This is a genomic window from Streptomyces sp. NPDC017056 (genome assembly GCF_044332485.1).
GTDB lineage: Bacteria > Actinomycetota > Actinomycetes > Streptomycetales > Streptomycetaceae > Streptomyces.
Window position 1 is genome coordinate 134,346 of the sequence record NZ_JBIRPD010000017.1, and the last position, 22,242, is coordinate 156,587.

Annotated in this window: 16 protein-coding genes, 1 tRNA gene and 4 pseudogenes; 17 read left to right on the forward strand and 4 right to left on the reverse strand. The window is 70.0% G+C overall.

Annotated features, from left to right (window positions below):
- Positions 1–269 precede the first annotated feature (269 nt).
- From ACH4OW_RS28640 to ACH4OW_RS28675, 8 genes are all read left to right on the forward strand, one after another.
- The gene (locus ACH4OW_RS28640) at positions 270–431 is read left to right on the forward strand and encodes a hypothetical protein (protein ID WP_167538260.1); all 162 of its coding nucleotides are present in this window, start codon (positions 270–272) and stop codon (positions 429–431) included.
- Positions 432–575: 144 nt separating this feature from the next.
- Entirely contained in the window at positions 576–1,868 is a 1,293-nt protein-coding gene (locus ACH4OW_RS28645) for a hypothetical protein (protein ID WP_398030636.1), read from the forward strand.
- Positions 1,869–1,986: 118 nt separating this feature from the next.
- Positions 1,987–2,511: a hypothetical protein gene (locus ACH4OW_RS28650; protein WP_398030603.1), complete on the forward strand. Its 525-nt coding sequence runs from the start codon at positions 1,987–1,989 to the stop codon at positions 2,509–2,511.
- A 41-nt stretch (positions 2,512–2,552) separates the two neighbouring features.
- Positions 2,553–3,932: an MFS transporter gene (locus ACH4OW_RS28655; RefSeq protein ID WP_398030604.1), complete on the forward strand. Its 1,380-nt coding sequence runs from the start codon at positions 2,553–2,555 to the stop codon at positions 3,930–3,932.
- Positions 3,929–4,084, forward strand: a complete 156-nt coding sequence (locus ACH4OW_RS28660; protein WP_398030605.1) for a hypothetical protein — start codon at positions 3,929–3,931, stop codon at positions 4,082–4,084. The genes ACH4OW_RS28655 and ACH4OW_RS28660 overlap by 4 nt, the downstream gene beginning before the upstream one ends.
- Positions 4,085–4,087: 3 nt before the next feature.
- Entirely contained in the window at positions 4,088–4,669 is a 582-nt protein-coding gene (locus ACH4OW_RS28665) for a hypothetical protein (protein WP_398030606.1), read from the forward strand.
- Between the two features lie 95 nt (positions 4,670–4,764).
- Positions 4,765–5,367 (forward strand): carbonic anhydrase, encoded by a 603-nt coding sequence (locus ACH4OW_RS28670; RefSeq protein ID WP_398030607.1) that lies wholly within the window; start codon positions 4,765–4,767, stop codon positions 5,365–5,367.
- A gap of 11 nt (positions 5,368–5,378) precedes the next feature.
- Positions 5,379–6,989 (forward strand): SulP family inorganic anion transporter, encoded by a 1,611-nt coding sequence (locus ACH4OW_RS28675; protein ID WP_398030608.1) that lies wholly within the window; start codon positions 5,379–5,381, stop codon positions 6,987–6,989.
- A 155-nt stretch (positions 6,990–7,144) separates the two neighbouring features.
- Here ACH4OW_RS28675 and ACH4OW_RS28680 read toward each other — a convergent pair whose 3' ends face one another.
- Positions 7,145–8,269 carry an IS701 family transposase gene (locus ACH4OW_RS28680; RefSeq protein WP_398030609.1) on the reverse strand — a complete coding sequence of 375 codons (1,125 nt, stop codon included), beginning with the start codon at positions 8,267–8,269 and terminating at the stop codon, positions 7,145–7,147.
- Between the two features lie 454 nt (positions 8,270–8,723).
- Between ACH4OW_RS28680 and ACH4OW_RS28685 the strand changes: the two genes are divergently transcribed.
- From ACH4OW_RS28685 to ACH4OW_RS28700, 4 genes are all read left to right on the forward strand, one after another.
- Positions 8,724–10,139 (forward strand): MFS transporter, encoded by a 1,416-nt coding sequence (locus ACH4OW_RS28685; RefSeq protein ID WP_398030610.1) that lies wholly within the window; start codon positions 8,724–8,726, stop codon positions 10,137–10,139.
- Between the two features lie 175 nt (positions 10,140–10,314).
- Positions 10,315–11,610 (forward strand): hypothetical protein, encoded by a 1,296-nt coding sequence (locus ACH4OW_RS28690; RefSeq protein ID WP_398030611.1) that lies wholly within the window; start codon positions 10,315–10,317, stop codon positions 11,608–11,610.
- Between the two features lie 181 nt (positions 11,611–11,791).
- On the forward strand, positions 11,792–12,841 hold the full coding sequence (locus ACH4OW_RS28695; protein WP_360129567.1) for a UDP-N-acetylmuramate dehydrogenase: 1,050 nt from the start codon (positions 11,792–11,794) through the stop codon (positions 12,839–12,841).
- Positions 12,842–12,969: 128 nt separating this feature from the next.
- Positions 12,970–13,042, forward strand: a tRNA-Arg gene (locus ACH4OW_RS28700).
- Positions 13,043–13,403: 361 nt separating this feature from the next.
- On the opposite strand, the pseudogene ACH4OW_RS28705 reads toward ACH4OW_RS28700, so the two are convergent.
- Together ACH4OW_RS28705 and ACH4OW_RS28710 are read right to left on the reverse strand one after the other, a co-directional pair.
- Positions 13,404–14,168: pseudogene (locus tag ACH4OW_RS28705) on the reverse strand (site-specific integrase); the annotation flags it as partial.
- Positions 14,165–14,779 carry a helix-turn-helix domain-containing protein gene (locus ACH4OW_RS28710; RefSeq protein WP_398030612.1) on the reverse strand — a complete coding sequence of 205 codons (615 nt, stop codon included), beginning with the start codon at positions 14,777–14,779 and terminating at the stop codon, positions 14,165–14,167. The gene ACH4OW_RS28710 and the pseudogene ACH4OW_RS28705, both read right to left, overlap by 4 nt.
- Positions 14,780–14,896: 117 nt before the next feature.
- Here ACH4OW_RS28710 and ACH4OW_RS28715 point away from each other — a divergent pair, with 117 nt between their 5' ends.
- The 3 genes and pseudogenes from ACH4OW_RS28715 (at position 14,897) to ACH4OW_RS28725 (ending at position 17,629) form a co-directional block, all read left to right on the forward strand.
- Entirely contained in the window at positions 14,897–15,127 is a 231-nt protein-coding gene (locus tag ACH4OW_RS28715; RefSeq protein WP_398030613.1) for a hypothetical protein, read from the forward strand.
- Between the two features lie 1,080 nt (positions 15,128–16,207).
- A pseudogene (locus ACH4OW_RS28720) lies at positions 16,208–17,089 on the forward strand (XRE family transcriptional regulator); the annotation flags it as partial.
- Positions 17,089–17,629 (forward strand): annotated as a pseudogene (locus ACH4OW_RS28725) (GNAT family N-acetyltransferase). The pseudogenes ACH4OW_RS28720 and ACH4OW_RS28725, both read left to right, overlap by 1 nt.
- A gap of 101 nt (positions 17,630–17,730) precedes the next feature.
- On the opposite strand, the pseudogene ACH4OW_RS28730 reads toward ACH4OW_RS28725, so the two are convergent.
- Positions 17,731–18,932 (reverse strand): annotated as a pseudogene (locus ACH4OW_RS28730) (DNA cytosine methyltransferase).
- A 227-nt stretch (positions 18,933–19,159) separates the two neighbouring features.
- Here ACH4OW_RS28730 and ACH4OW_RS28735 point away from each other — a divergent pair.
- The gene (locus ACH4OW_RS28735; protein ID WP_398030614.1) at positions 19,160–21,241 is read left to right on the forward strand and encodes a hypothetical protein; all 2,082 of its coding nucleotides are present in this window, start codon (positions 19,160–19,162) and stop codon (positions 21,239–21,241) included.
- Positions 21,242–22,222 (forward strand): hypothetical protein, encoded by a 981-nt coding sequence (locus tag ACH4OW_RS28740; RefSeq protein WP_398030615.1) that lies wholly within the window; start codon positions 21,242–21,244, stop codon positions 22,220–22,222.
- Positions 22,223–22,242 lie beyond the last annotated feature (20 nt).

Sequence of the window (22,242 nt, forward strand, 5' to 3'; positions counted from 1 at the left end):
CAATCGGCATCCCGCCCCTGTCGCCACGCTGCGCCATCTCGGCCTCCGACAGCCACAACCAGCCACAATGCCGACCCGATCTGTGCACATAACGCGCAAGATCGAGCCAAACTGCCCCCGCGCGCCACCGTTTGAGCCATCCACGCATTGAGACCCTTTGACGATCACTTGGTCTTTCTTTTACGTTCTAGAGAGCGGCACCCGCGCGGCTCGCGTGGCTGATCATCGCCGTTTTCCACCCTTCCCCTTCCTGCGGAGGCTCGACGGACATGGAACAGCTGATCAAGAAGATGGCCCAGGACGGCGTGTGGCGTGAGTGGGTCGCCCTGAACTCCCCGCGCGGTGCGGGCAAGGACGGCTGCATCAGCGCCACGAAGTCCGGCTGCATCAGCGCGACCACGGCCGCGCCCAAGACGGGGTGTATCTCCTGACCGGGCGTTGAGCCTTCCCGGCGAGGAGCCGGCCGGCGGCCCGCACACCGCCGGCCGGCTCCCGCCACCTCACGAGGGCCCGGCACCGCACGCGCGACACCGATCACTCCCCGTCCGCCAGACAAGACAGACCTGAGGGTGACCATGGATGGCCAGCCGAGCCGGCCGGGACAACCGACCGCCGACATCGTGAACCGGATCAGGGACATACCGATCTACCGCGCCTCGATCGAGCGGGGGCACTTCCCCATACTCGACAAGCCGGAGATCGCCCACGGCTTCCCGGACAACTGGATGACGCCGGTACTGGCCGACGCCCTCGCCGCGGGCAAGGCGGAGTACGTGCTCTCCACGGGCACCAACCACGCCCGGATGCAGATCATCCGGCCCCCGTACTTCCTGCTCGACTCCTACTACCAGCTGTGGAGCGAGCACCCCGACATCTCGGACACCTGGCACGACGGCTGCCAACGCGTCTCGCTGACCACGGTGTTGGCGACCGAGCACGTGGCCCGCGTCAACGCCAGGAAGCGCGGGGAGCCGGCGGACGCCGCCCCCGGGTCCGTACCGGACCTGGACGACCGGCGGCTCGACGACCGCACGTGCTACGTCAACTTGCGGCTCGACCCCGCGCTGTGGGACCGCGACGACGTCGAACGCATGCTCGCCGAGATCCGTACCGCCCAACAGGCCCACCCGCAGGGCCGGTACCACCTCGACTGCTCCGGCTACCACCTGGCGCACCTGGTGCGGAAGGCGACCGACTGGGGCCTGTGGGACCGGTTCCCGCAGCCGGCGAGCATCGTGCACGCGTACGAGTACACGCCGGTGAACGTACGGCGCTTCCTGCACGAGCACTTCGCCTGCCCGGTGATCGACCTCTTCGGCAGCACCGAACTGGGCTACCTCTACTACAGCGACCGGGACGGCCGGTACCACCCGTACCTCGACAAGATGAGCGTCGAACTGATCCCGGTCGTCCCGGGCAGCGAGATCTTCAGCATGATCGTGTCGAGCGTGCGGAACCCGTACATGCCGCTCATCCGCTACCGCTCGGGGGACTGCGCGCGCACGCTGGACGGCACGCCGGACCCGGCGAAGATCGCCCGGTTCTGCGGCCGCGAGAAGGAGTTGCTCACCTCGGCACACGGCCGCGGCCCGGTAGCCCAGGGCGACCTGGACGACCGCGTCGGTGCCGCCTCGCCACGGATCTTCGTCCACCAGCTGGGCGTGCACGGCGACCGGGCCGGGGCGGAGCTGCGGTACACGACGTTCGACGGCGAACCCCTCACCGCGCCGGAGGCGGCGGCGCTGCGCGCCGGGGTCGAGGACCTGACCGGCCTGCCCTGCCGGGACGTCCACCGCGTGCACCTGCCCATCGGCAAGTCGGGGAAGTACGCGTGGCTCGACCGGGACGGCGCGGTGCCCGGCCGCTGAACGGCCGACGCGTACGGGATCGACGCGTACGGGAATCGACGCGTACGGGATCGACGCGTACGGGACCCGTACGTACCGGAGCAACGCGTACCGGATCACGGAACACCACGGGAGAACCATGACCACGCAGCCGCACGAACAGCCGCACGTCGGCCCCGGCGACCTCACCGCCCTGCTCGGCGACCGGATGCACCGCGAAGTGGTGTCGCACTTCGCCGGCCTGACCGGCGCGGCGCCCGAGTACGTCGAGCGGCAGGTCACCGAGTGCCTGCGCTACCTCTACCTGGTCTCCCGCCACCGCGAGGAGCTCAGCGGTCTCTTCCTGCCCGTCGAGCAGGACATCGACGAGATCTGGCACTACCTCATCCTCCAGACGCGCGAGTACCGCGAGTTCTGCGAGGAGCGGCTGCCGGGACGGTTCTTCATCGAGCACCGGAGCATCGGCTACGACGACTACCAGCAGGAACCCGGCCGGGAGCAGGTGATCGAAGAGGCGCTGCGCTGGATACCGCTGTACGTACGCGAGTTCGGCCCCTTCGACGAGGGCGCCCTGCCGCACTGGACGATCGTGCGCTTCCTGCACGACCAGCTGAGCATGTCGCTGCGGGACATCGCGGCGCTCCAGCCTGCCGGCGCGCCCTGAACGCGCCTTCGGGGCAGCCCCGAGAACGAGGAAACGGACCCATGAGCGCTCGGCACGGCGAACCGGCCCCCCACGGCCCCGCCACGAAGACACCGGAGCACCCGGAACCCCCGGAGCCCCCGGAGCAGCGCCGCGTCCTGGCGGTGCTCGCCCTCTCCCAGGTCCTCAGCGGCGCGGGCCTGGCGGCGGGCATCACGGTGGGCGCGCTGCTCGCCGAGGAGATGCTCGGCTCGACGGGGCTGTCCGGCCTGCCCGCCGCCCTGTTCACGGGCGGTGCCGCGCTCGGCGCCGTGGGCATCGGCCGGATCTGCCAGCGCTGGGGCCGGCGGCCCGGCCTCACCGCCGGGTACGCCACCGCGTGCCTGGGCAGCCTCGGCGTCGTCCTCGCCGCCGCCCTCGGCAACGTACCGCTGCTGTTCCTCTCCCTCCTGGTCTACGGCGCGGGGACGGCGACGACCCTGATGGCCCGGTACGCGGGCGCCGACCTGGCCGCTCCGGCGCGGCGGGGGCGCGCGGTCAGCCTCGTCCTGTTCGCCACCACGCTCGGCGCGGTGGCCGGCCCGAACCTGGTGGGCGTCACGGGCGACGTGGCGCACGGGTGGGGGATTCCGCGCCTGGCCGGGCCCTTCCTGCTGGCCGTGGTGGCGTACGCGGCGGCAGCGGTGGTGCTGGGGAGCTTCCTGCGGCCCGATCCGCTGCGGCTGGCGCGGGAACGGGCCGAGGCCGCGGCAGCGGATGCCGACGACTCGGTGGCCTTCGAACCCGGTGGCCCGCGTGCCGACGCCCGGGGCCTCGTCACCGGTACCGCGGTCATGACGCTCACCCAGCTGGTCATGATCGCGATCATGACGATGACGCCCGTCCACATGCGGGCGCACGGCCACCCGACGCAGGCCGCGGGACTGGTCATCGCCCTGCACGTGGCGGCCATGTACCTGCCGTCGCCGCTGACCGGGCTGCTGGTGGACCGGATCGGGCGGCTGCGGGTCGCCGCGGCCTCCGGCGCGGTCCTGCTCGCCGCCGGCGTGCTCGCCGCGCTGGCGCCCGCGCACTCCGTGCCGGCGCTCGCCGCCGCCCTCGTACTCCTGGGGCTCGGCTGGAACCTGGGCCTGGTCAGCGGCACCGCCATCGTCACCGACGCGGTACCGCCCGCCACCCGCGCGTCGACGCAGGGGCTGGTCGACGTCGGCATCGCCATCGCGGGGGCCACCGGAGGGATGGCGTCGGGCCTGGTCGTGGCCACCGGCGGGTACGCCACCCTGGCCCTGAGCGGCGGCGCCCTGGCGCTCGGACTCGTACCGCTGCTCGCCCTGGCGGGCCGCCGGGCGTACGGCGCGCGTCCGGGCGCACCCGCCCCCGCCGCCCCTTCCGCTCCGGCGCCCGCTCCGGCGCCCGCTCCGGCTTCCGGGGAGCAGACATGATCAGCCACGCGCTTCCCGGGGCGCTCCGCACCCGCCCGGACACCGCGGGACACCCGGCCCACCACGCCGCCGCCAACCAGCCGCACAGCCCGCCGGGCGCCGCGTTCACCCGCGGGCACCGTCCGGACCGGCAACCGACCCGAGGCCGGTGACGCATGCGGTCCCGTCCCCCCAAGCCGCCCCGCGCCCAGGCACGCGCCCGGACACGCGGACACCGGCAGCACCAGCGCACCCCCCACACCACTCCGGTCGGCCACGCCACACCGGTCGGCCACACCACACCGTTCGGCCTCCTCGGCGTGATCGCCGCGATCCTGACCCTGGTCTTCATCGGCACGGCCGCGGTCAAGGGCGCGAAGACCCCGTCCGCCACGGCCACCGCACCGGCCCCCACGTACTCCCTCACCGCACCGGCAGGCGCGCACGGACCGCCCGTCGAGGTCTCGTCCGACCGGTCCACGAGCACCGGCAACCACTACCGGCGCGACAACGAACGGGACCCCGGGCGCGAGAAGGACAAGGACCGCAACCAGGCGCGCCGCTGCACGCGGACCGCGCCCGGCGAGCCGTCCCCGCACCGCCGGCCGCTCCCGCCCGCGCCCCGCGCGGCCCACTCGTACCCCACGGCCTTCCGCCTGCCCTCACACACCGGCAGCGCGGCGTCCCTCACCACATCGAGAGCGGGCCTCGGCAACCGCCCCGCCCTGCACTGTCTGCACTGCGTCTTCCGCTGCTGAGCAACACCACCGGGGCTTCCTGCTCCGCACCAGTCGAACGGGTTCTGCCATGCCCCCAATGGCACCACTTTCCGACCAGCAGGAGACATTCCCTCGTGAAATCCTTCATCGAGAACGCCCGCTCCTTCAACGCCCGCATCGCGGGCGCGCACGAGGAGCGGGAGACCTACCAGCGGCTCGCCGACGGCCAGTCGCCCCTCGCCCTGTTCATCACCTGCTCCGACTCACGGATCATCCCCTCCCTGATCACCGGAGCTCTGCCCGGCGAACTGTTCGAACTGCGCACGGCGGGCAACGCCGTACCGCCGCACCACCCGGGCATGCCCGCCAGCGCCGAGGCCGCCACCGTCGAGTACGCGATGCGGGTCCTGCGCGTCGCCGACATCGTCGTGTGCGGGCACTCGCACTGCGGGGCGGTCGGCGCCATGGCGCGCCGCGAGGACCTCGCCGGCGCCCCCGACGTACGCGCCTGGCTCACCCAGCAGCTCTCCGGCGAACTGCCCAGGGACGAGGCGCCGACGGTGGCCACCGCGGTCCAGCAGCACGTCACCGAACAGCTGGCGCGGCTGCGCGCGTACCCGTGCGTACGCGAGCGCCTCGACGCCGGCGAAGTGGGCCTGCACGGCTGGTACTACGAGGTCCACACCGGCCAGGTCTCGGCGCACGACTCCGCCACCGACACCTTCCTCCCCCTCTGAAGGCGCCTGTCATGACACCGAAAACGACCACCGGGGCGACACCGGCCCCGACGCCGGCCCCGACGCCGGAAGCCGAGGCCGCCCCCGCGGCCGGCACTCCCTCCGGCCGTCCGGCGGACGGGACCCCGCCCGCGAAATCCCCCAAGCGCTCCGCCCGCTGGCCCTTCCTCCGCGCGGACTTCACCGCCTCCATCGTCGTCTTCCTGGTGGCCCTGCCCCTGTGCGTGGGCGTGGCGGTCGCCTCCGGCGTACCCGCCGAACTGGGCCTGATCACCGGCATAGTCGGCGGGCTGCTCACCGGGCTCCTGCCGGGCAGCAGCCTCCAGGTCAGCGGCCCGGCCGCCGGCCTCACCGTCCTCGTCTACGAGGCGGTCAAGGAGTTCGGGCTCGGCGCGCTCGGCGCCATCGTCCTGGTCGCGGGGCTCCTCCAGCTCGCCATGGGCGCACTGCGCCTCGGCCGCTGGTTCCGCGCCATCTCCGTCGCGGTCGTCCAGGGCATGCTGGCGGGCATCGGGCTCGTCCTGATCGCCGGGCAGCTGTACGCCCTGACCGACGCCAAGGCGCCCGGCAGCGGTCTCGCCAACCTCGGCGGGCTGCCCGGCCTGGTCACCGGAACCGCCGGCTCCGGCGCGGCCCTCGCCGCCCTCGGCGTCGGCGCGGGCACCGTCGCCGTACTGGTGCTGTGGCCCCGGTGGAAGCGCGCGGCCCGCGTCCTGCCGGCCCCGCTCGCGGCCGTGGCACTGGCCACGCTCGCGGTCTTCGCCCTGGACCTGCCCGTGGCCCGCGTGGAGGTCAAGGGCCTGCTCTCCGCCGTCCAGCCGCCGGGCGGCGCGGACTTCGCCGCGCTCGCCGGCCTGGGGGCGCTCGGCACCGTCCTCGCCTTCACCCTCATCGCGTCCGCGGAGTCCCTGTTCAGCGCCGCGGCCGTGGACCGGCTGCACGACGGCCCGCGTACGCAGTACGACAAGGAGCTGATGGCCCAGGGCGCTGGCAACGCCGTCTGCGGCGTGCTCGGTGCCCTGCCGATGACCGCGGTGATCGTCCGCAGCGCGACCAACGTCCACGCGGGCGCGCGCACCAAGGCGTCCCGCGTCATGCACGGCGCCTGGCTGCTCATCTTCGCCGCGGCCTTCCCCGCGGCGCTCGGCATCATCCCGGTGGCCGCGCTGGCGGGCGTCCTCATCCACGCGGGCTTCAAGCTCCTTCCGCTGCGCGACTTCGCCCCCCTGTGGCGCGAGCACCGCGGTGAGGCGGTCGTCCTCGCGGCGACGGCCGTCGCCATCGTCGTCACCAACATGTTCGAAGGCGTCCTGATCGGTCTCCTCCTGGCCGTCGCGAAGACCGCCTGGGAGACCTCCCACGTCCACCTGGAGATCTCCGGCCTGGACGCCCCGGCCTCCGAACCCGTGCAGGTACGTGCCCTCGGCAACGCCACCTTCCTCCGACTCCCCAAGCTCCTCGACCAGTTGGAGGCACTCCCCCAAGACCGCGCGGTCGAGCTGGACCTCACCGGCCTGCGCCACCTGGACCACGCCTGCGCCACGGCCCTGACCACCTGGTCCACCCACCGCACCACCACGACCAACTCCCCGACCCCTGACAACCCGGCGCACGCCCCCTAGCCCTGAGCGCAACAGAACCGGGCCCCGGAAGCCTCCCGGCTCCCGGGGCCCGTCCCGTCGGGCGACGGTCAGGCGGGACTGCCCGCCTGGGAGCCGGCGCGGTGGGCGGCGGAGCCCCGCCCTGGCCGGCGGACCGCCCGCACCGGATCCGCCCGTCAGCCGGACATCGCCGGCGGCTTCCACTCCGCCTCGGCGCCGCAGAGCTTGACCAGCGCGTACGCGGCCGAGGCCAGCGTCATGTGGCGGTGCCAGCCCTCGTAGGACCTCCCCTTGAAGTCCCGCAGGCCGCAGCGCGCACCGGTGCCGGCACTGTCGCGCGCCACCTGCGCGGCGTGCATGCGCAGCCGGAAGATCTCGTCCGCCGGGGTCTGCGGGTTGGTGACGAGCCAGTACGCATCCGGTCTGTAATGGCCCTCCCGCCACTCGGCGTACAGCAGCAGATCCTTGTCGTACCAGGGCAGGGACGACGCGCGCTGCCGTCGTATCAGCCGGACCCGCGCCGTGGCGGCCCGCGTGCCCGGGGCGATCTGCCGGACGGTGAGCCGTGACGCGTACGACGGCGCCAGCAGCCGCTCGACGGCGAGCGTCTCACCGGCCCCCGCGCTCCCCGCGGCGTCCGGCAGCCGTACGCCGGCCGCCCCGGTCAGGCTCACCATCGCGGGCAGCCCCAGCGGTGCGAGGGTGTCGAGGACCGCCACGGCGTCGTGCGCGCGGCCGTCCCACACGACGGGCGGCAAGCCTGCCGGGCAGCCGCGCGGGACGGGGAAGGTGACGGCGGGGGTCTCGGACGCGCCCTGTAGGTGCAGGTGCCAGTCGACGGGGGCGTTCACACCGTGGTGCCCCACGTACCAGAGCCCGCTGGCCCGCTGCCCGCTCACCATCTGGCCCAGCTCGGGTACGAACCTGCGGTGCACGCCCACCGACTCCTTCCCCACCTTGGGGATGAGCATCGGCTGCACCACCCACGCCCGCGGGGCCGCGAGGTCCGTCAGGTACCCGGTCAGCGCCTCCCGCACGGGACGCCAGTTCCAGGGAGCGTCACAGATGAAGTGGTGCAGCCGCTGCGCCGCACCCGGGTCGTCCAGCGAGCGGGCGACGTTGCGGATCGTCTTCCGCCCCCGGGCCGCGAGCAGGCCCCTGAGGTACTGCGCGCCCTTGGTGTGGTGGTCGGCCCGGTTGAAGGAGGCGAAGAGGCGCGCACACAGGTCGGCGAACACGGCGTCTTCGGTGCCGGACGGCACCGTGGCGGGCAGTGAAACGGCGGTGAGTGAGCAGGGCATGACGTGATCTCCGTTCGCAGGTTGCCGGGTGACCGGTGCGGACGCACTCGCCATTGAGGGCGTACGGGTGCGAAGCCAGCGCGGCCTGCCGTCCGCGGTGTGCGCCAGGCCGCGGCCCGACGGGCCCGGCAGCGGCGGCGCATATCGGCAGGAACGGCGTATGCGCAGGTCAGAGCTGCGCTAACAGAGCCGGGAGAGAAGGGCCGCCGACGCGTGCCGAGCAGCACCGACCGACACATCACACATGCTCGACGCCCCCTTCCACGCGCTGTGCCGTCGCTTTCCACTTCATCGCACATGTGATCTCGTGCAAAGCGATGGCGTGGGTCAGCTTGGTCAGTCTGGTCAGTTCCCGATCAGCCACGGTGACCCGCGCGACGATCCGGGAGCCCGGTCCCGGAGCCGGGAAGGCCGCCGGACGCCTCCGCGCGGCCGCTACACGAAAGGTGGACCCGTGACCTCACCTGGACGTGCCCGCTGGGCCATCGGCGGGTTGCTGGCGGGAGGCATCGTCGTCAACTTCCTCGACCGGACGGCGCTGTCGGTGGCCAGTTCGTCCCTGGCCGAGGAGTTCGGCCTCGGCCTCGGCCGGCTTGGTGTCGTCCTGTCCGCGTTCACCTGGTCGTACTGTCTCGTGCAACTGCCCGCCGGCGTACTGGTCGACAGGATCGGGGTGGCCTGGCTCACCCGGATCGCTTCTCTCTTATGGGCCGCCGCCAGCCTGCTCACCGCGGTGGCCGGCGGGGTCGGCGGCATCATCGCGGCACGGCTGCTGCTCGGTGTGTCCGAGGGACCGTCCATGGTCGGAGCCTCCAAGGCCACCGCGGCGTGGTTTCCGCTCGGCGAACGCGGCAGGGCGACCGCGCTGTTCGACGGGGCCACCAAACTTGGCAACATGGTCTCGTTTCCCGTCCTCGCCTTCGTGATGAGCACCTGGGGCTGGCGGGCCGGATTCCTGTTCACCACGCTGGCCAGCGTGCTGTTCACCGCGGTGTGGTGGTGGGGCTACCGGGACCCGTCCGCACACCCCCTGCTCAGCGCCTCCGAGAAGGAGTTCATCCTCGCCGGCGGGGCCCGCGACACCGACCGGTGGCGGACCGGCCGGCTCCGCGCGGTGCTCCGTTCCCGTACGAGCTGGCTGATGGCGCTCGGCTTCGCCTGCTACGGCTACACGATCAACGTGGTCCTCACCTGGATGCCCGAGTTCTTCCAGCGGGAGTTCCACCTGCGGCTGCTCAGCTCCGGCGCCTACTCCATGATCCCGTGGGGCGTGGCGACGGCCGCCGAACTCCTCGTCGGCGGCTGGCTGGTCGACAAGCTGATACGCACGGGGCGCGACCCGATGGCGGTCCGCAGGTCCGTACTCGTCTGCGGCATGGCGCTCGGCGCGACGGTCGGTGCCGCGGGCACGGTGCGCTCCCCCGCCCTCGCGGTCTGCTGGATGTCCGTCTCCCTGTCGGGCCTGGCCATCGCCGCCCCGGTCGCCTGGAGCCTGCCCGGCCTGCTCGCGCCGGCCGGAGCCGTGGGGGCGGCCAGCGGCCTGATGAACTTCGCCAACACGGCGGTCACGGCGGGCGGCGTGGCGCTGACCGGCTGGCTGGCCGAGGTGAGCGGCACGTTCCATGTGCCGTTCCTCGTCGCGGCGCTGGTCCTGGCCGTGGGCGTGCTGCTGTACTGGCGGGTTCTGCGTCCGCGCCGGGACGGCGTCCCGCCGCGCACACCCGGCACCCCGGCCGCTGTCACCGCACCGGCCGCGCCCCGCACCGCCCCCGGACACCGTGTACACCCCACGTGTCAACCATCACAGCATCGACAGGCCGAAAACGGGAATGCCCCCTGGCGGAGCCTGCGTTGGCGGGGGCGTCGGTGAAAACGGGGGAGGGGCAAGCGTTGACGGACACCACCGGGCACTTAGGGGGCAGTTCCACTCGCTGCCGGGTACGTCAACCAGCCGCCCGAAGTTGGCGTGGAAACCCTCCAGGAGCGCTCCCACCCTCTCCACCGCAGGCACCGGCACCGCCTGCCGACGCAATCGAGACTGTCTCGTGCTGAACGAGACCTCGCTGCTGACCTCTTGCCTGGCGCGGTTGGAGTGGTCGCCGGAGCGGCTGGCCCGTGAGATCAACAAACACTGCGGCAGCGGAACCATCAGCAGCAAAGCTCCCTACAACTGGCTGAAAGGCGCGCGGCCACGGCGCCAACTCCCCTACCTCGTCGCGCAGATCGTCTCCGAACGGCTCGGCGAGTCCGTCACGGTCGAGGCGCTGTGGCCCCAGCACTTCTCCAGCACCCCGCGCCCGGAGCCGGCCGCCGCCACCATCGCCGAACCGGGCGCGCCCGGCACCCCGGCAGCAGACCCCGACCCGGTCGCCGTCGCGCTGGACTGGATGCTGGCCGACGAGCAGGAACCGCCCTCCCAGCAGCGCGGCGAAGAGGTCAACCCCGCCGCCGTCGACATGCTGTTCGCCCGCGTCCGGCAGCTGCGCGAACTGGACGACAGCTCGGGAACCCCCCTGGCCATGGACTGGGCGAGCCAGGACCTGCAATGGGTACGCAAACTGGTCGCCAAACACTCCTACGACGCGCCCACCGGCGCCCAACTGCACCGCGTCATCGCCGAACTCTGCCAGTTCATCGGTTGGCTGGCCGCCGACATGGGCATGGTCAGGCCCAGCCGCTCCTGCTTCGTGGAAGGTCTGCGGGCCGCGCGGTTGGCCAACGACCGCTCCCTGGCCGCGTACATCATCTCCTGCATGAGCTACCGGGCCGCCTGGGACGGCCGGGGAACGGAAGCCCTGCGCCTGATCGGCATCGCCCGCAGGGGCGCCGGCCACGGCACCGGCATCGTCGAAGCGCTCCTGGCCACCCGGCAGGCCAGGGCGTACGCCTGCCTCCGCGACGAAACGGCCTGCCACCGGGCCCTGGACGAGGCGGCTGACCTCAGCGAATCGGCCCCGTCCTCGCTCGACAGCCCTTGGGCGTACTGGCTGACCCCCGCCGTCATGGTCGCCGACGCCGGGCGGGCGTGGCTGGAGCTGGGCCGCCCCAAACGCGCCGAGCGCGAACTCGCCCGCGGCATCGACCTGCTCGGCACCTCCCAGCCGCGCAACACGCTGCTGCACCTCACCTCACTGGCCGAGGCCCGGCTCAAGCTCCGCGAACTCGACGGCGCGACCGCAGCGGCCACGCACGCGCTGTCCCTGGCCGAGGAAGTCACCTCGCTACGCGCCCAGGTCCGGCTCTCGACGCTGCGCCGGCTGTTCTCGCGCTACGACAGCGCGGAGATACGCCAGGTCGTACAACGCGCCGACGACCTCCTGGGCTGCTGCTCCGTCCCCTGACGAGCACCGGCAGACACCGGACGCCGCTGCGCTCCGGCACCCCGCAAGCCGTCGCAAGGGGACGCCCGCCACCGCCACGTGCCGGCCACCGCCACATGTCCGCCCCCGCCGCATGCCCGCCACCTCCGCATGTCCGCCACCGCCACGCGCCCAGCCTTGCCGAAAGGACCCGACAACACACATGCGCGTCACGCACACTGCCCCACTCGCCCCCCTGACGACACTGGGCCTCGGAGGCGCGGCAGCCGCCGTCGTGGAACTGCACGACCTGGAGGACTTCCCCGAATTCGTCGCCTTCGCCGAGGCGTACCCCGGCGACCCGGTCCCCCTCGGCGCAGGCAGCAACGTACTGGCCGACGACTCCGGCTGCTCCTCCGCCGTACTGCGCATGGCCACCCAAGGCGTCAAAATCGCGGGAGAGACCGCCGACGGCCGGACCCGCGTGGAGGTCCAGGCCGGACACCCCCTCGCCGACCTCGTCGACACCACCATCGCCGCCGGCCTGACCGGAATGGAAATGCTGGCGGGCATCCCCGGCACCACCGGCGCCACCCCCGTCCAGAACGTCGGCGCCTACGGCCAGGAGATCTCCGACACCCTCGTCGAAGTCACCGTCTGGGACTGGAAGCTGCGCCGCCGCACCGTCATGGACGCCGCCGCGTGCGGCCTGGGCCACCGCACCAGCGTCTTCAAACGGACCCGGCGCTGGACCGTCCTCACCCTGGTCTTCGCCCTCCACCGGGCCGAGCTGAGCGCCCCGGTCAGCTACCGTACGGTCGCCGCCGAACTCGGTGTACCCGTCGGCACCAGGGTCCCGGCAGCCGAGGCGGCCCAGGCGGTGCGTGCCGTACGGCACACCAAGGGCATGGTGCTGGACACCAGCGGAATCGACCGCCGCTCCGTCGGCAGCGTCTTCCTCAGCCCCGAGCTCACCCCCACCCAAGCGGCCGACCTGCACGCACTCAACGCCCCGGTACACCGCTTCCCCGACGGCTCCACCAGAGTGAGCGCGAGCTGGCTGATAAGACACTCAGGCTTCGCCCTCCGCACCCCGGTCACCACCGGCGTACGCATCTCCTCGCAGCACTACACCCTGGTCGCCGACGAGGGCACCGACGCCACCGCCACCACCTTCGCCGAGGCGATCGACGTCGTACTCCAACAGGTCCAGACCCGCACAGGCGTCACACTCACCCCCGAAATAGACCGCATAGGCGACCCCACCCCGTGACCCCACCTCGTAACCCCACCTGGATCCGCTACCCTGTCTGAGACCGCCGCCAGCGGCGGTCCACACCTTGCCTGAAACGTGCACGAATCATCACCAACAGTATTCACCCACGCTTCACCCAAGGCCCCGCCTCCGTAGCTCAGGGGATAGAGCACCGCTCTCCTAAAGCGGGTGTCGCAGGTTCGAATCCTGCCGGGGGCACAGCGCGTTACCGCCCTGACCTGGGGTTTCTCTCCCAGGGAGGGGCTCTATTCGGCCTCGGACTCCTTGTTCGGGGCCGTTTGCGTGAGCGGACGGGGAGTTGATCTGTTGGATATCGCCCGACGCATCAGCATCGTTCGGCACGGACCCCGAGCCAGGCTTCTCCGCGCCGTCGGCCTCAGACTCCGCCTTGGGAGCCGCGTTCTCGGCGGTGGTGCGGGCACGCGGTACGAGTCGGGCGGCGGCCTCGGCGATCGCCAGGTCCGCCTCCGGGAGCAGACTCGTGTACGTGTCGGCCGTGATGGTGATCGAGGAGTGGCCGAGCATCTCCTGGATGTCCTTCAGGTCGGCCCCGGCCGCGTGTGATGAGCTGCTGGGCGATCGCGGCGTTGAGTGCGGCCCGCAGAGTGGAGCGGACGCGCTGGCGTGTGGCCGGACCGACGATGCGGCGGTAGGGCTCCATCTCGGCGATGCCTGCCTTCATCGCCTTGCGGCGGGCGCGGGGCTCACGGCCTTTCCAGGGGATCTGGGCGAGGTCCTCGAACGCCTTGCGGCGGGCCGCGTTGCCTTCAGCGATCTCGACGTTGGCCTCGGCGATGACCTCGAACATCTCCGACAGGTGGGCGCCCCGGAGTCGGTCCAGCCGGTAGTGCCCGATCCGTGGTTTGAGATGCACCCGGATGTTGCTCTCGTCGCGGCTGATGGCGCTCTGCCGCCCCTTCTTGCCCGCCAGCCACATGTCCAGCCACTCGCCGACCGTGAGCCTGCTCGTCAGGTCCAGGCCGTGGCTGAGGCGCCTGCGGGTCGCCTCGATGTTCGGTGGCGCGGCCTTCTCGTCGGCCACCTTCTCCAGCAAATCGGCTATCTGGGCCAGGCCCTCGGCGTCGTCGGCGTCGGCGAGGCCGACGAGCGCGCGCACGTGGTCGAGGTCTGCCTGGGCGGCCTTGAGGGAGTCGTAGCCGGCGCGGCTGAAGGAGCGGCGGGTGCCGTCTTCTCGGGACGGGAGTTCCTGGCGTATGGAGTACGAGCCGTGCTTGCGGCTGGAGAGCTTGGAGCACTTCTTGCCGAGCGGCTTGCCGGTGTGGGGGTCGCGGCAGTAGCAGCGGCGGTGGGTGGAACCCTTCAAAGATCGATCTCCTCGGTGAGGTCTGTATCGGGCGGGTCGACGTCGTCGAGCTGGGAGGGCAGGTGAGGTGGAGTACCGCCGGCTTCACGGATGGCGTCGCGGTAGCGGCGTAGTTCGTGCTTGGCGTTGGCGGACTGATCGGCGTACCGGGCCAGAGCACGCTCGGCTGCTTCCCGTTGGACGCGGTTGGGGGCGGTCTTGACCTTCCAGCGTTCGTAGTCCTCGCTCTCCACGGCGGCCAGGGCCGAGCGGAGTTCGAGGTCGTGGGCAAGGAAGTGGTCGAGCATGTGGTCGGTGGCGTCTTCAGCCGGTGAGTTGCCGGTGAACCACTGCACGGCGTCCCAGGCCGGTCGCGGGACTTCGTAGGGGAGTTGACGGGCTTCGTCGACGTAGCCGACGGGGTAGATCAGGCTGATCGGCGACATGCGCAGGGCCTTCGCGAGGACCATGATCTCTACCAGGGGCAGGACGGCGCGGCGGCCAGACTCCATGTTGCCGATCACGTTGCGGGGGATCGGGTAGCCGATCTCCTCGCACCTGTCGGCCAGACCCTGTGCGCTCCACCCCAGTTTCTTCCGTCGTCTGCGGACCTCGTCGGCCACGGTGGCCATGACGTGGTCCTCCCATTCGAGGTCGTCGGCCTCGGCTTCCTTCTCGTGTCCATGGTCGGCACGGGGACGAGTGCGATCGTCATATTCGCCGAGGACTCAGTCATGAATGGAGCGCGTATGCGCGAGAACGAACACGTCGGCCGGGCGAGGGGCATGAGTCGTGAGGAGCTGCTGGAGCTTCCCGCTGCCGTTGACCTGGAGACAGGCAACCGGGCGCTGGGGCTGGGGCGGAGCAAGGGGTACGAGTTGGCGAAGCGCGGCCAGCGCCCGTGCAAGGTACTGCGGCTGGGCAACGCCTACCGGGTGGTGACTGCCGACCTGTTGGCCCCGCTGGGCCTGGCCGCATGAGAGCGGGGGACCGTAGCAGACCGTTCTGCGCTGAGCTGACACAGAAACGCTGGACTGTTGCCGGACGTGGACCTACGGTCCGTGTTCCCTCGCGATGGCCTGGCACCCGCGAGAAAGGGGTCGGCCCCCGACGCTGCAACGCCGGAGGCCCGAGCAACCCCGAACCCTATTCCGCCCCCGCGCAGGCCATCTGGCCCGCAGCGGCCATCCCCGGACGACCCGGCGCCCACCTGCGCGCCCCGCAGGCTGGCGGCGCCGATCCAAGCCCCAGCGGTGATGCGGACGCCCGCAGCACCGACGAGGCCAAGACGCCGAGCGAACTCGTGGAGATACCCGACGCGGGACCGACCCACGGCTCGAAGTTGCTGGGCTAACTACGCGCACGGATAGCTTAGTTCGGTTTGCACGGGAAGGCCCGGCTGCGCGTCGGGGGGTCGGCAGAGAGGGCCGCAGCTGGTGTTCTCAGACTCGTCATTGGGGTAGAGCCTTCGTGTCGTCTCGGCGCCCGGCCCTCACCCACGGGGGACTTCAGGGGCGGGCCAGGCCGTCAACAGTCACCCGCACGGTGGGGCGCGGCGGGCGACCGGCACCCAGAAGACTCCTTTTCACCACCGGTTGGTTAGGACGTTCAGATGCTCAGTCCGCGGACCGACCTAGGATATTTTGACCTTTCCTTTACCTGGCCGATGGGCATCGCGCGGGTTACCGTGCCCGCACGGACACCACCCGCAACACCGTTCTTGAGGCGTGGATGACCGAACACGGCTACAGCTCCAACAGCCTCGCCAAGGCCGTGAACATGACCATTGAACGGTTGACTGGGCGCCCTGGAGGACTCGACGGGTCATCGGCCCGAGCGTGGAAAGCGGGCCGGGTTACGTAACCGGAGCGGCCGCACGCACGGCACTTGAGGACGTCACCGGAGTACCCGCCGTCGCTTTGGGGTTCGTGCCACGGGGCCGGCCTTCGTCCACTCCGGCCCCACCGCAGCAGGAGGACCCCGATATGAAGCGCCGCACCCTCGTCGGCAGCCTTGCGGCGGCAGCTGCACCCGGTACTGCATCGCCGCGCCGTATCGGCATGAGCGACGTCAACCGCCTGAACAAGCGCTTCGCCGAGATCATCGCCAGCAATCACCGCCACGGCGGACAACTCGGCATCGAGCAGCGGGCCGCCGCCCTCGCCGAAGAGGCGCTCAACCTCCAGAATGACGGCAGCGCCGCCCAGCGGGTACGCAGCAACCTCTACGCCTCCGCAGCCGCCTCCGCTCCTCCGCGATGTGGGCAGCCACCGACGACCAGCGCTACGACGTCGCCAAGGCGCACATGCGCGAGGTGCAGGCCCTCGCCGAGATGTCCGGCGACCAGGTGATCAAGTTACGCATCTGGAGCCACGCGGGCACCATGTACCGTCACATGGGCCGCCCCACCGACGCGCTCGCCGCCAAGGACGTCGCCCGCAACCTGCGCAACACCCGCCGAGACCCCTGTTCACCTCCCTCGCTCTGGCCCGCCAAGGCGCCATCCACGGCGTGGCACACGACCGCACCGGCACCCGCCGTGCCTTCGAGCAGGCCCAGGCGTCATGCTGCGCGTCGACCCCGCCGACTACCGGCCGGTGTGGGTGCTCGCCTTCTACGACCAGGCCGAGCTGGGCTCCCTGGCCCTCGGTGTCTACCCGACCGCCGAGTACCATGCCCACCGCTCCCTGTCCGCCCTCCGGCCCCACATGATCCGCTCCCGGGCCATCACCACTACCCGGCTCGCCCACGCCCAGCTCGCGCAGGGCGACGCCGACGCCGCCACGGCCACCACGATGAAGATCCCCGCCGAAGCCGCCACCCGGCATGCTCGGGTCACGCGCATGCTGCAGGAGTTCGGAGCCGCACTGCGTGCCACCGCGCCGGGCAGCTCCAGCGTGCAGACGTGGACCGAGCACACCGCAGCCTGGAGGATGGCCGCATGGCCACAGCGCCCACCATCGAACTGCGCACGTCCACGACTCTCGACACCGCCCGCGGCGACCTCCTCGACGTGTACGCCGAGGTTCGCGCTCCGCTGCTCCACCTGCCGAACTACGTCGTCACCGCGTTCGGCGAGCGCCTACACCGGCATGGCACCGAGCCGGGGTTCACGGCCGTCCTCGCGTACGCAGACGGGCACCCGGTCGGCTACGGCCTACGGCAATACCATCGAGCACGGCGACCGCTACTGGCAGCGCACCAGCCCGACGCCGCCGGAGAAGTACACCAAGCGCCCGGCTGTGGCCCTGAAGGAGATCGGTGGCCGGACGGCCTGGCGGAAGACCAGCACCGACCGCCGCATCCACGACGCGCTCCTGGCCACACGCGACGCGCCCTACGTCATGCTCATGGCCAACCCGGCCGCTGGCGACGAAAAGGCCCAAGCGCTCTACAAGTCGTGGGGATACAAGGGCATTGGACGGAGCCAGCCGTCACCGGACTCGCCGGTCCTAACCGCGATGATCCGGCCCAGCCACTAAAACCTGCACCCTCCACAGCCCGTCTGGGGCCAGCGGTGCAGACGCTCACCTTCGGCCGAAGGCTCGCCCAGCAACAGAGTCCACAGCAAAGGCCGGGCAGGTCAGCCTCTCGTCGCCACACGTCGAGGCGAAGGTCCAATCCCCTCGCCTGGATGAGCCTCCTTGGTACCCACGTGGGGTTGGTACACCTCAGGAATCGGGACAGGCGCGACGGCACGCGGGACACTCAACTGACGCACGGGCAGCAAAGACGGCGCTCCCGCCAAAAGACGAGACCTGGCTGAAGCCCCGCCCAGTTCAAGGTCTCTCACGATTGTCCGCCCCAGGACCTCTGCAAGTAGCGGGGGGGTCGCGTTTCCCACCATCCGTCGACCGGCGCGGAACGGCTGATTGATGCGCCATTCATCAGGGAAGGTCTGCAAGCGCATTTGCTCACGCACAGAAAGGGGCCGATTGTCCCAGTGGAACGGCCCCGTGCTCGGCCCAGGAGAGGCCGGCAAGGTCCAGGACGGTCGATCCTTGGCCAGCTTCAGCAGAAACGACCAGTACCGGGTTCGCCAACCGAAGAGTTCCTCACCGTCGCCACGGGCCGTGAGATGGAGATAGTTGCCGCCTTCTGGGATGGAAGGCAGTAGCGCTGCCCATTGCCCCGTAGCATCCGGCTTCTCCTCCTCTTCAAGATCCCAAAGCACGTCCCAGGCCCGCATCGGGTCGCCTGTGTGGGTTGCCTCCGGCAGGTGAACCTCCGCACCGTCCCGGTACGCAACGCCGATAGCCCGACGCCGATGCTGAGGTACCCCGTAGTCAGCAGCATCAACGACCTTGGCCACCAACCTGTAGGACGTGCCATGCCGATCGTTGATACCCGCGAGCCCCTCGTCAATGACCTCGGAGGCGTTCCCGTTCCCTCTCAAGAATCCTTCAACGTTCTCGACGAGCAATGCCTTGGGGAGGAAGCCCTCAACCAGGTCGAGCATCCCATGCACACACTTGGCTCGGTCGTCCTCCATGCCGCTGCGGGCAGTCGAGGCCCACTGCGCAGCCTTTGAGAACGGCTGACACGGCGGCCCCCCGCAATGAGGTCGAGTTGCCCGCGCTTCATCCCTAGCGCTCGAGGAGTGAGGTACTGGGCAGCAGTATTGACATCGCCGTTGCCGGGCATGGCCCACCCCGGCCGATTGCCTGCGAGCACGGCCCTGGCGTCAGCGGCAACCTCCATGCAAGCGACGGTAGCCAGCCCAGCCCTCTCCAGACCCACATCAAGGCCACCCGCTCCTGTAAACAAAGAGAGCACCTTCCCCATGGGCCGGGTTCGCGCTGACGATCGTGCGGCGGTCAACGGAGGCACTCCCCGAAGTAGATCTGCTCAATGTCTTGACAGAGGGAGCTCACCGGAGAAAACCGCGGTTGTCAAGACAGTCGGGCAGTTAAGCGGGCACAGACACCGCAGGCTATCCGACAGACGTTCGAAAAGCGACCAATGTCCTACCGATGGGCTAACGTCTTCCTACGCAGATGAGGGGGTTGCCCATGGACTATGACAGCTGGAACAGAGTTCTCACGGAACACTTCTTCCCTGTCCGTGAAGCAGCAGCCCCTGTGTACTTATCGGTAGACGATGCCCTGCTCACCGAACTGCTGACCAGTCACACCCAGGCTGCCACAACGCCCCCGACCGCAGCCGAGGCCTTCCAAACTGCCATCAGGAGCCGGGTCTTCGGACGCGACCCCTTCGAAGGCATCGCCTCCAGTGCTCGCCGCTGGCGCCGACACGGGGCCGCAGGCCACCCGCCCTTCATCGCACTCCTCGCAGCAACAGTGCTCGCAGCCTCCAGGATGAACCGCTCCGGCAACACTGCAGCCGGCAGGTTTTCCTACTATGGCCCGCTGCGCGAGCTACTCGGCCTGCACGAAGGCTCCGGCATGCCGGACGGCTACGACGTGATCATCCCCACCCTGTGGGGTCACCTGAACTGGTGGCTGACCGAGCATGAACAGGGCCGCCGCGGCCTGCCCTCCGCTATTCCCCATCCGACCCAGGTCAACATCGGATGGTCCCTGTCCCAAGCCGTTCTGGTCGGATCGGACCGCGTGCAAGTCGGGCTGTTCCTGTCAGCGATCGGAGCACAGCCGGGAGATTCGGTCCCCGAAGCGGAACTCCTCGACCGGTTCCAGGAGTGGGTACGACTCAACCGGCCCAGCCCGCGAGTCCACCGCGCTCTGGCATCGCCGGAGTTGCGACCGATCCTGGCAAGCATCCTGCAGCAGGAACTCACCCACTACGACGGGTTCCCGAGAAGCTCCGCTGGCCTGCCGTTTGTGCCCTTGTCTCTCACGACCGATGCAGGGGGTTTCCCGTACGGCATCGCGGCCCGCATCCCCTCCCACCTCCGTCTCGAATCGCTCAGTCTGAGCGGCGACGTCATCACGGTTCCCTCCGGCGCAGAATGGTTACCTCTCACGCCTCCGGACCAGATGCTCACTCCGGGATCGGCACTCGAACTGGCCGCCGACAATGCCACGCTGATGCTCCCCGCTCGCGACCTCTACGTCCTTCAGGCCAACGACTTGGTCGGGAAGTGGACGTCCGTCAATACAGCGGAAATCGGGGTTCCGCATCGGGTGTTGGTGAGGACTGACTTCGCAGCGCAGGCGGAGGCGGTGATGCTTGCCTGTGGGTCAGAGGCTGTACGCCAGCCCCGCAGAGTTCAGGTGCCGCCCGGCTGGACGTTGTTCAAAGACTACACACCGACCCGATCCGCGACGGTCTCCGGCGTCGCCGGCCCGCTGGCCCCACTGCACCAGCAGCTGGCCCGCCTGTCCGGCGGCCTCCGCATCGATGGCGGCAGACAGACCTACCTCCTCGGGTACGCACCCGATCTGGTTCTGCCAGCGACTCCCGATGAGCATCCGCCTGCCGTCACCATCAATGGGGCGCCCTTGCCGCCGATTTCCCCGGCCTCGACGGACATGATCACGATTCGGCTAGCGGATCGAGTGCGCTCCGTCGGCGAGCACCACATCGAGGTCGGGAATCGCAAGCTCACATTTACCCTGGTCGAGCGCTACCGGGAGAGTGTTGCCCTGCCGTTACTGGCGCTCTCTCCGAGGAGCAACAAGCTGGCCACAATCCCCAGCAGGGTCCAGAACACGGCAAATCCGTCGGCGCGCGCCCCCTGGCTGCCGCCCGGTCATCTGTCCGGCTCGTTCTTCGGAGACTACCAACGCGACCCGCTTCCTTCTACGAGCCTCCTGCGCCTCGGCGGCTCGATCTACGCCCTAGGCGAGAATCGCCTCGCTGCCCAGCTCGTTCCCGAAGCGCCAGTCTGGATCGCCAACATGGACCAAGTGCCTCACGCGATCGACGTCGAACCGCTGCTCGTTGCTCTGCCTTTCCGAGCTCTATGGCTGCTTCAGGTAACCAGTTCCCAGAACGCCAGGGCCTGGCGGGCCCCGATCGTCCAAACTGGATCGTGTGGCCCGTGTGACGCACCTCCAGGGAGCTGGACAATTCTCAGCCAAGCCGTCTGGCACAGGCTGACCTCGGGGAACATCACCACCACCGCACTGGCTTGCGCACAAGACTGGACCGACTACACGGCAGGGAAGTGAATGGTGCACGACGAGCTGCTCCTGTGGTGCTCCGAACGCGGTGCCGGGAGCCTCGATGCCTTCCACGACACGTACACATGGCTGGGAAAGGGCAAGCAGGAAAGTTCCACGCTGGACTGGCGCATCGCGTTGTACAACCTGCAGGTTCTCGGCCATGTCGAAGTGGACTGGGAAGCTCGGATCTGGAGTGTGACGCCACCGGTCCTCACCACCTTGCCCAATTCCGGAGGGCACGCGCTCCTGGTGGGGCAAAGGCCGCTCTGGCTCATACAGCGGCTGGAACGGCTGCACGAAGACCCTGACCCTCGTACGACTGCCCTCGCGCAGTCCGTGGTAACACTTTCGCCACATCGGCAGGCCAACGGCCCGTCGGTGCGGATGGTGACACTAGCGGATGCTGAGGAATGCCGCGCTCTCTGCAAGGTACTCGGCATCGCCTTCGAGGACCGCGCCGCGGATCAACTTGTTCTGCGTCTTCCCCGCTTCCAAGAAATGCTTACCGAGCGTGGCGTACAGCGGGGGCCCGGCGGAATCGATCCTCAAAAGATGTCCGAGGGAGGCAGTGACCTCTGGACAGATATCGAAGGCCATGGCGAACCACCTCTCCACGGCGCCTACAGATATCAGCGCTACAACACCCACCGCTATATCTACTGGATCGGCATGAGCGGCTTCATCGCCGACAAGCGCACGGTGGTGTACGCGGAACTCGCGCGCGCAGAACGCTGGGTGTTGCGATACAGCCCGCTACGGCGGGAACTCTACGCCCCGAAACGCATGCAACTACCACATCTCCACGCCCGCGCCGCAGTGCTGCGCAGCGGACTGCTGCCGCAACTAACCGCGCACGACCCGCAGACAGAGCCAGACCGGCAGTCGATCCCTGGGCACAAGAGCTACGTCAAATACGTGAACATTGACGAGGCATTCGCCAGAAAATTGGCCGAATCCCTATACCAGAAACTTCAACTCGTTCCCTAAGTCCGGACCCCGTGAGGATC

What these genes read in the sequence shown, in the direction of transcription:
- ACH4OW_RS28680 (WP_398030609.1), bottom strand. Translation starts at nt 8,269, where the DNA reads ATGCCCTGCTCACTCACCGCCGTTTCACTGCCCGCCACGGTGCCGTCC.
- ACH4OW_RS28735 (WP_398030614.1), top strand. Translation starts at nt 19,160, where the DNA reads ATGGACTATGACAGCTGGAACAGAGTTCTCACGGAACACTTCTTCCCT.
- ACH4OW_RS28645 (WP_398030636.1), top strand. Translation starts at nt 576, where the DNA reads ATGGATGGCCAGCCGAGCCGGCCGGGACAACCGACCGCCGACATCGTG.
- ACH4OW_RS28650 (WP_398030603.1), top strand. Translation starts at nt 1,987, where the DNA reads ATGACCACGCAGCCGCACGAACAGCCGCACGTCGGCCCCGGCGACCTC.
- ACH4OW_RS28695 (WP_360129567.1), top strand. Translation starts at nt 11,792, where the DNA reads ATGCGCGTCACGCACACTGCCCCACTCGCCCCCCTGACGACACTGGGC.
- ACH4OW_RS28655 (WP_398030604.1), top strand. Translation starts at nt 2,553, where the DNA reads ATGAGCGCTCGGCACGGCGAACCGGCCCCCCACGGCCCCGCCACGAAG.
- ACH4OW_RS28675 (WP_398030608.1), top strand. Translation starts at nt 5,379, where the DNA reads ATGACACCGAAAACGACCACCGGGGCGACACCGGCCCCGACGCCGGCC.
- ACH4OW_RS28665 (WP_398030606.1), top strand. Translation starts at nt 4,088, where the DNA reads ATGCGGTCCCGTCCCCCCAAGCCGCCCCGCGCCCAGGCACGCGCCCGG.
- ACH4OW_RS28640 (WP_167538260.1), top strand. Translation starts at nt 270, where the DNA reads ATGGAACAGCTGATCAAGAAGATGGCCCAGGACGGCGTGTGGCGTGAG.
- ACH4OW_RS28660 (WP_398030605.1), top strand. Translation starts at nt 3,929, where the DNA reads ATGATCAGCCACGCGCTTCCCGGGGCGCTCCGCACCCGCCCGGACACC.
- ACH4OW_RS28710 (WP_398030612.1), bottom strand. Translation starts at nt 14,779, where the DNA reads ATGGCCACCGTGGCCGACGAGGTCCGCAGACGACGGAAGAAACTGGGG.
- ACH4OW_RS28715 (WP_398030613.1), top strand. Translation starts at nt 14,897, where the DNA reads ATGCGCGAGAACGAACACGTCGGCCGGGCGAGGGGCATGAGTCGTGAG.
- ACH4OW_RS28740 (WP_398030615.1), top strand. Translation starts at nt 21,242, where the DNA reads ATGGTGCACGACGAGCTGCTCCTGTGGTGCTCCGAACGCGGTGCCGGG.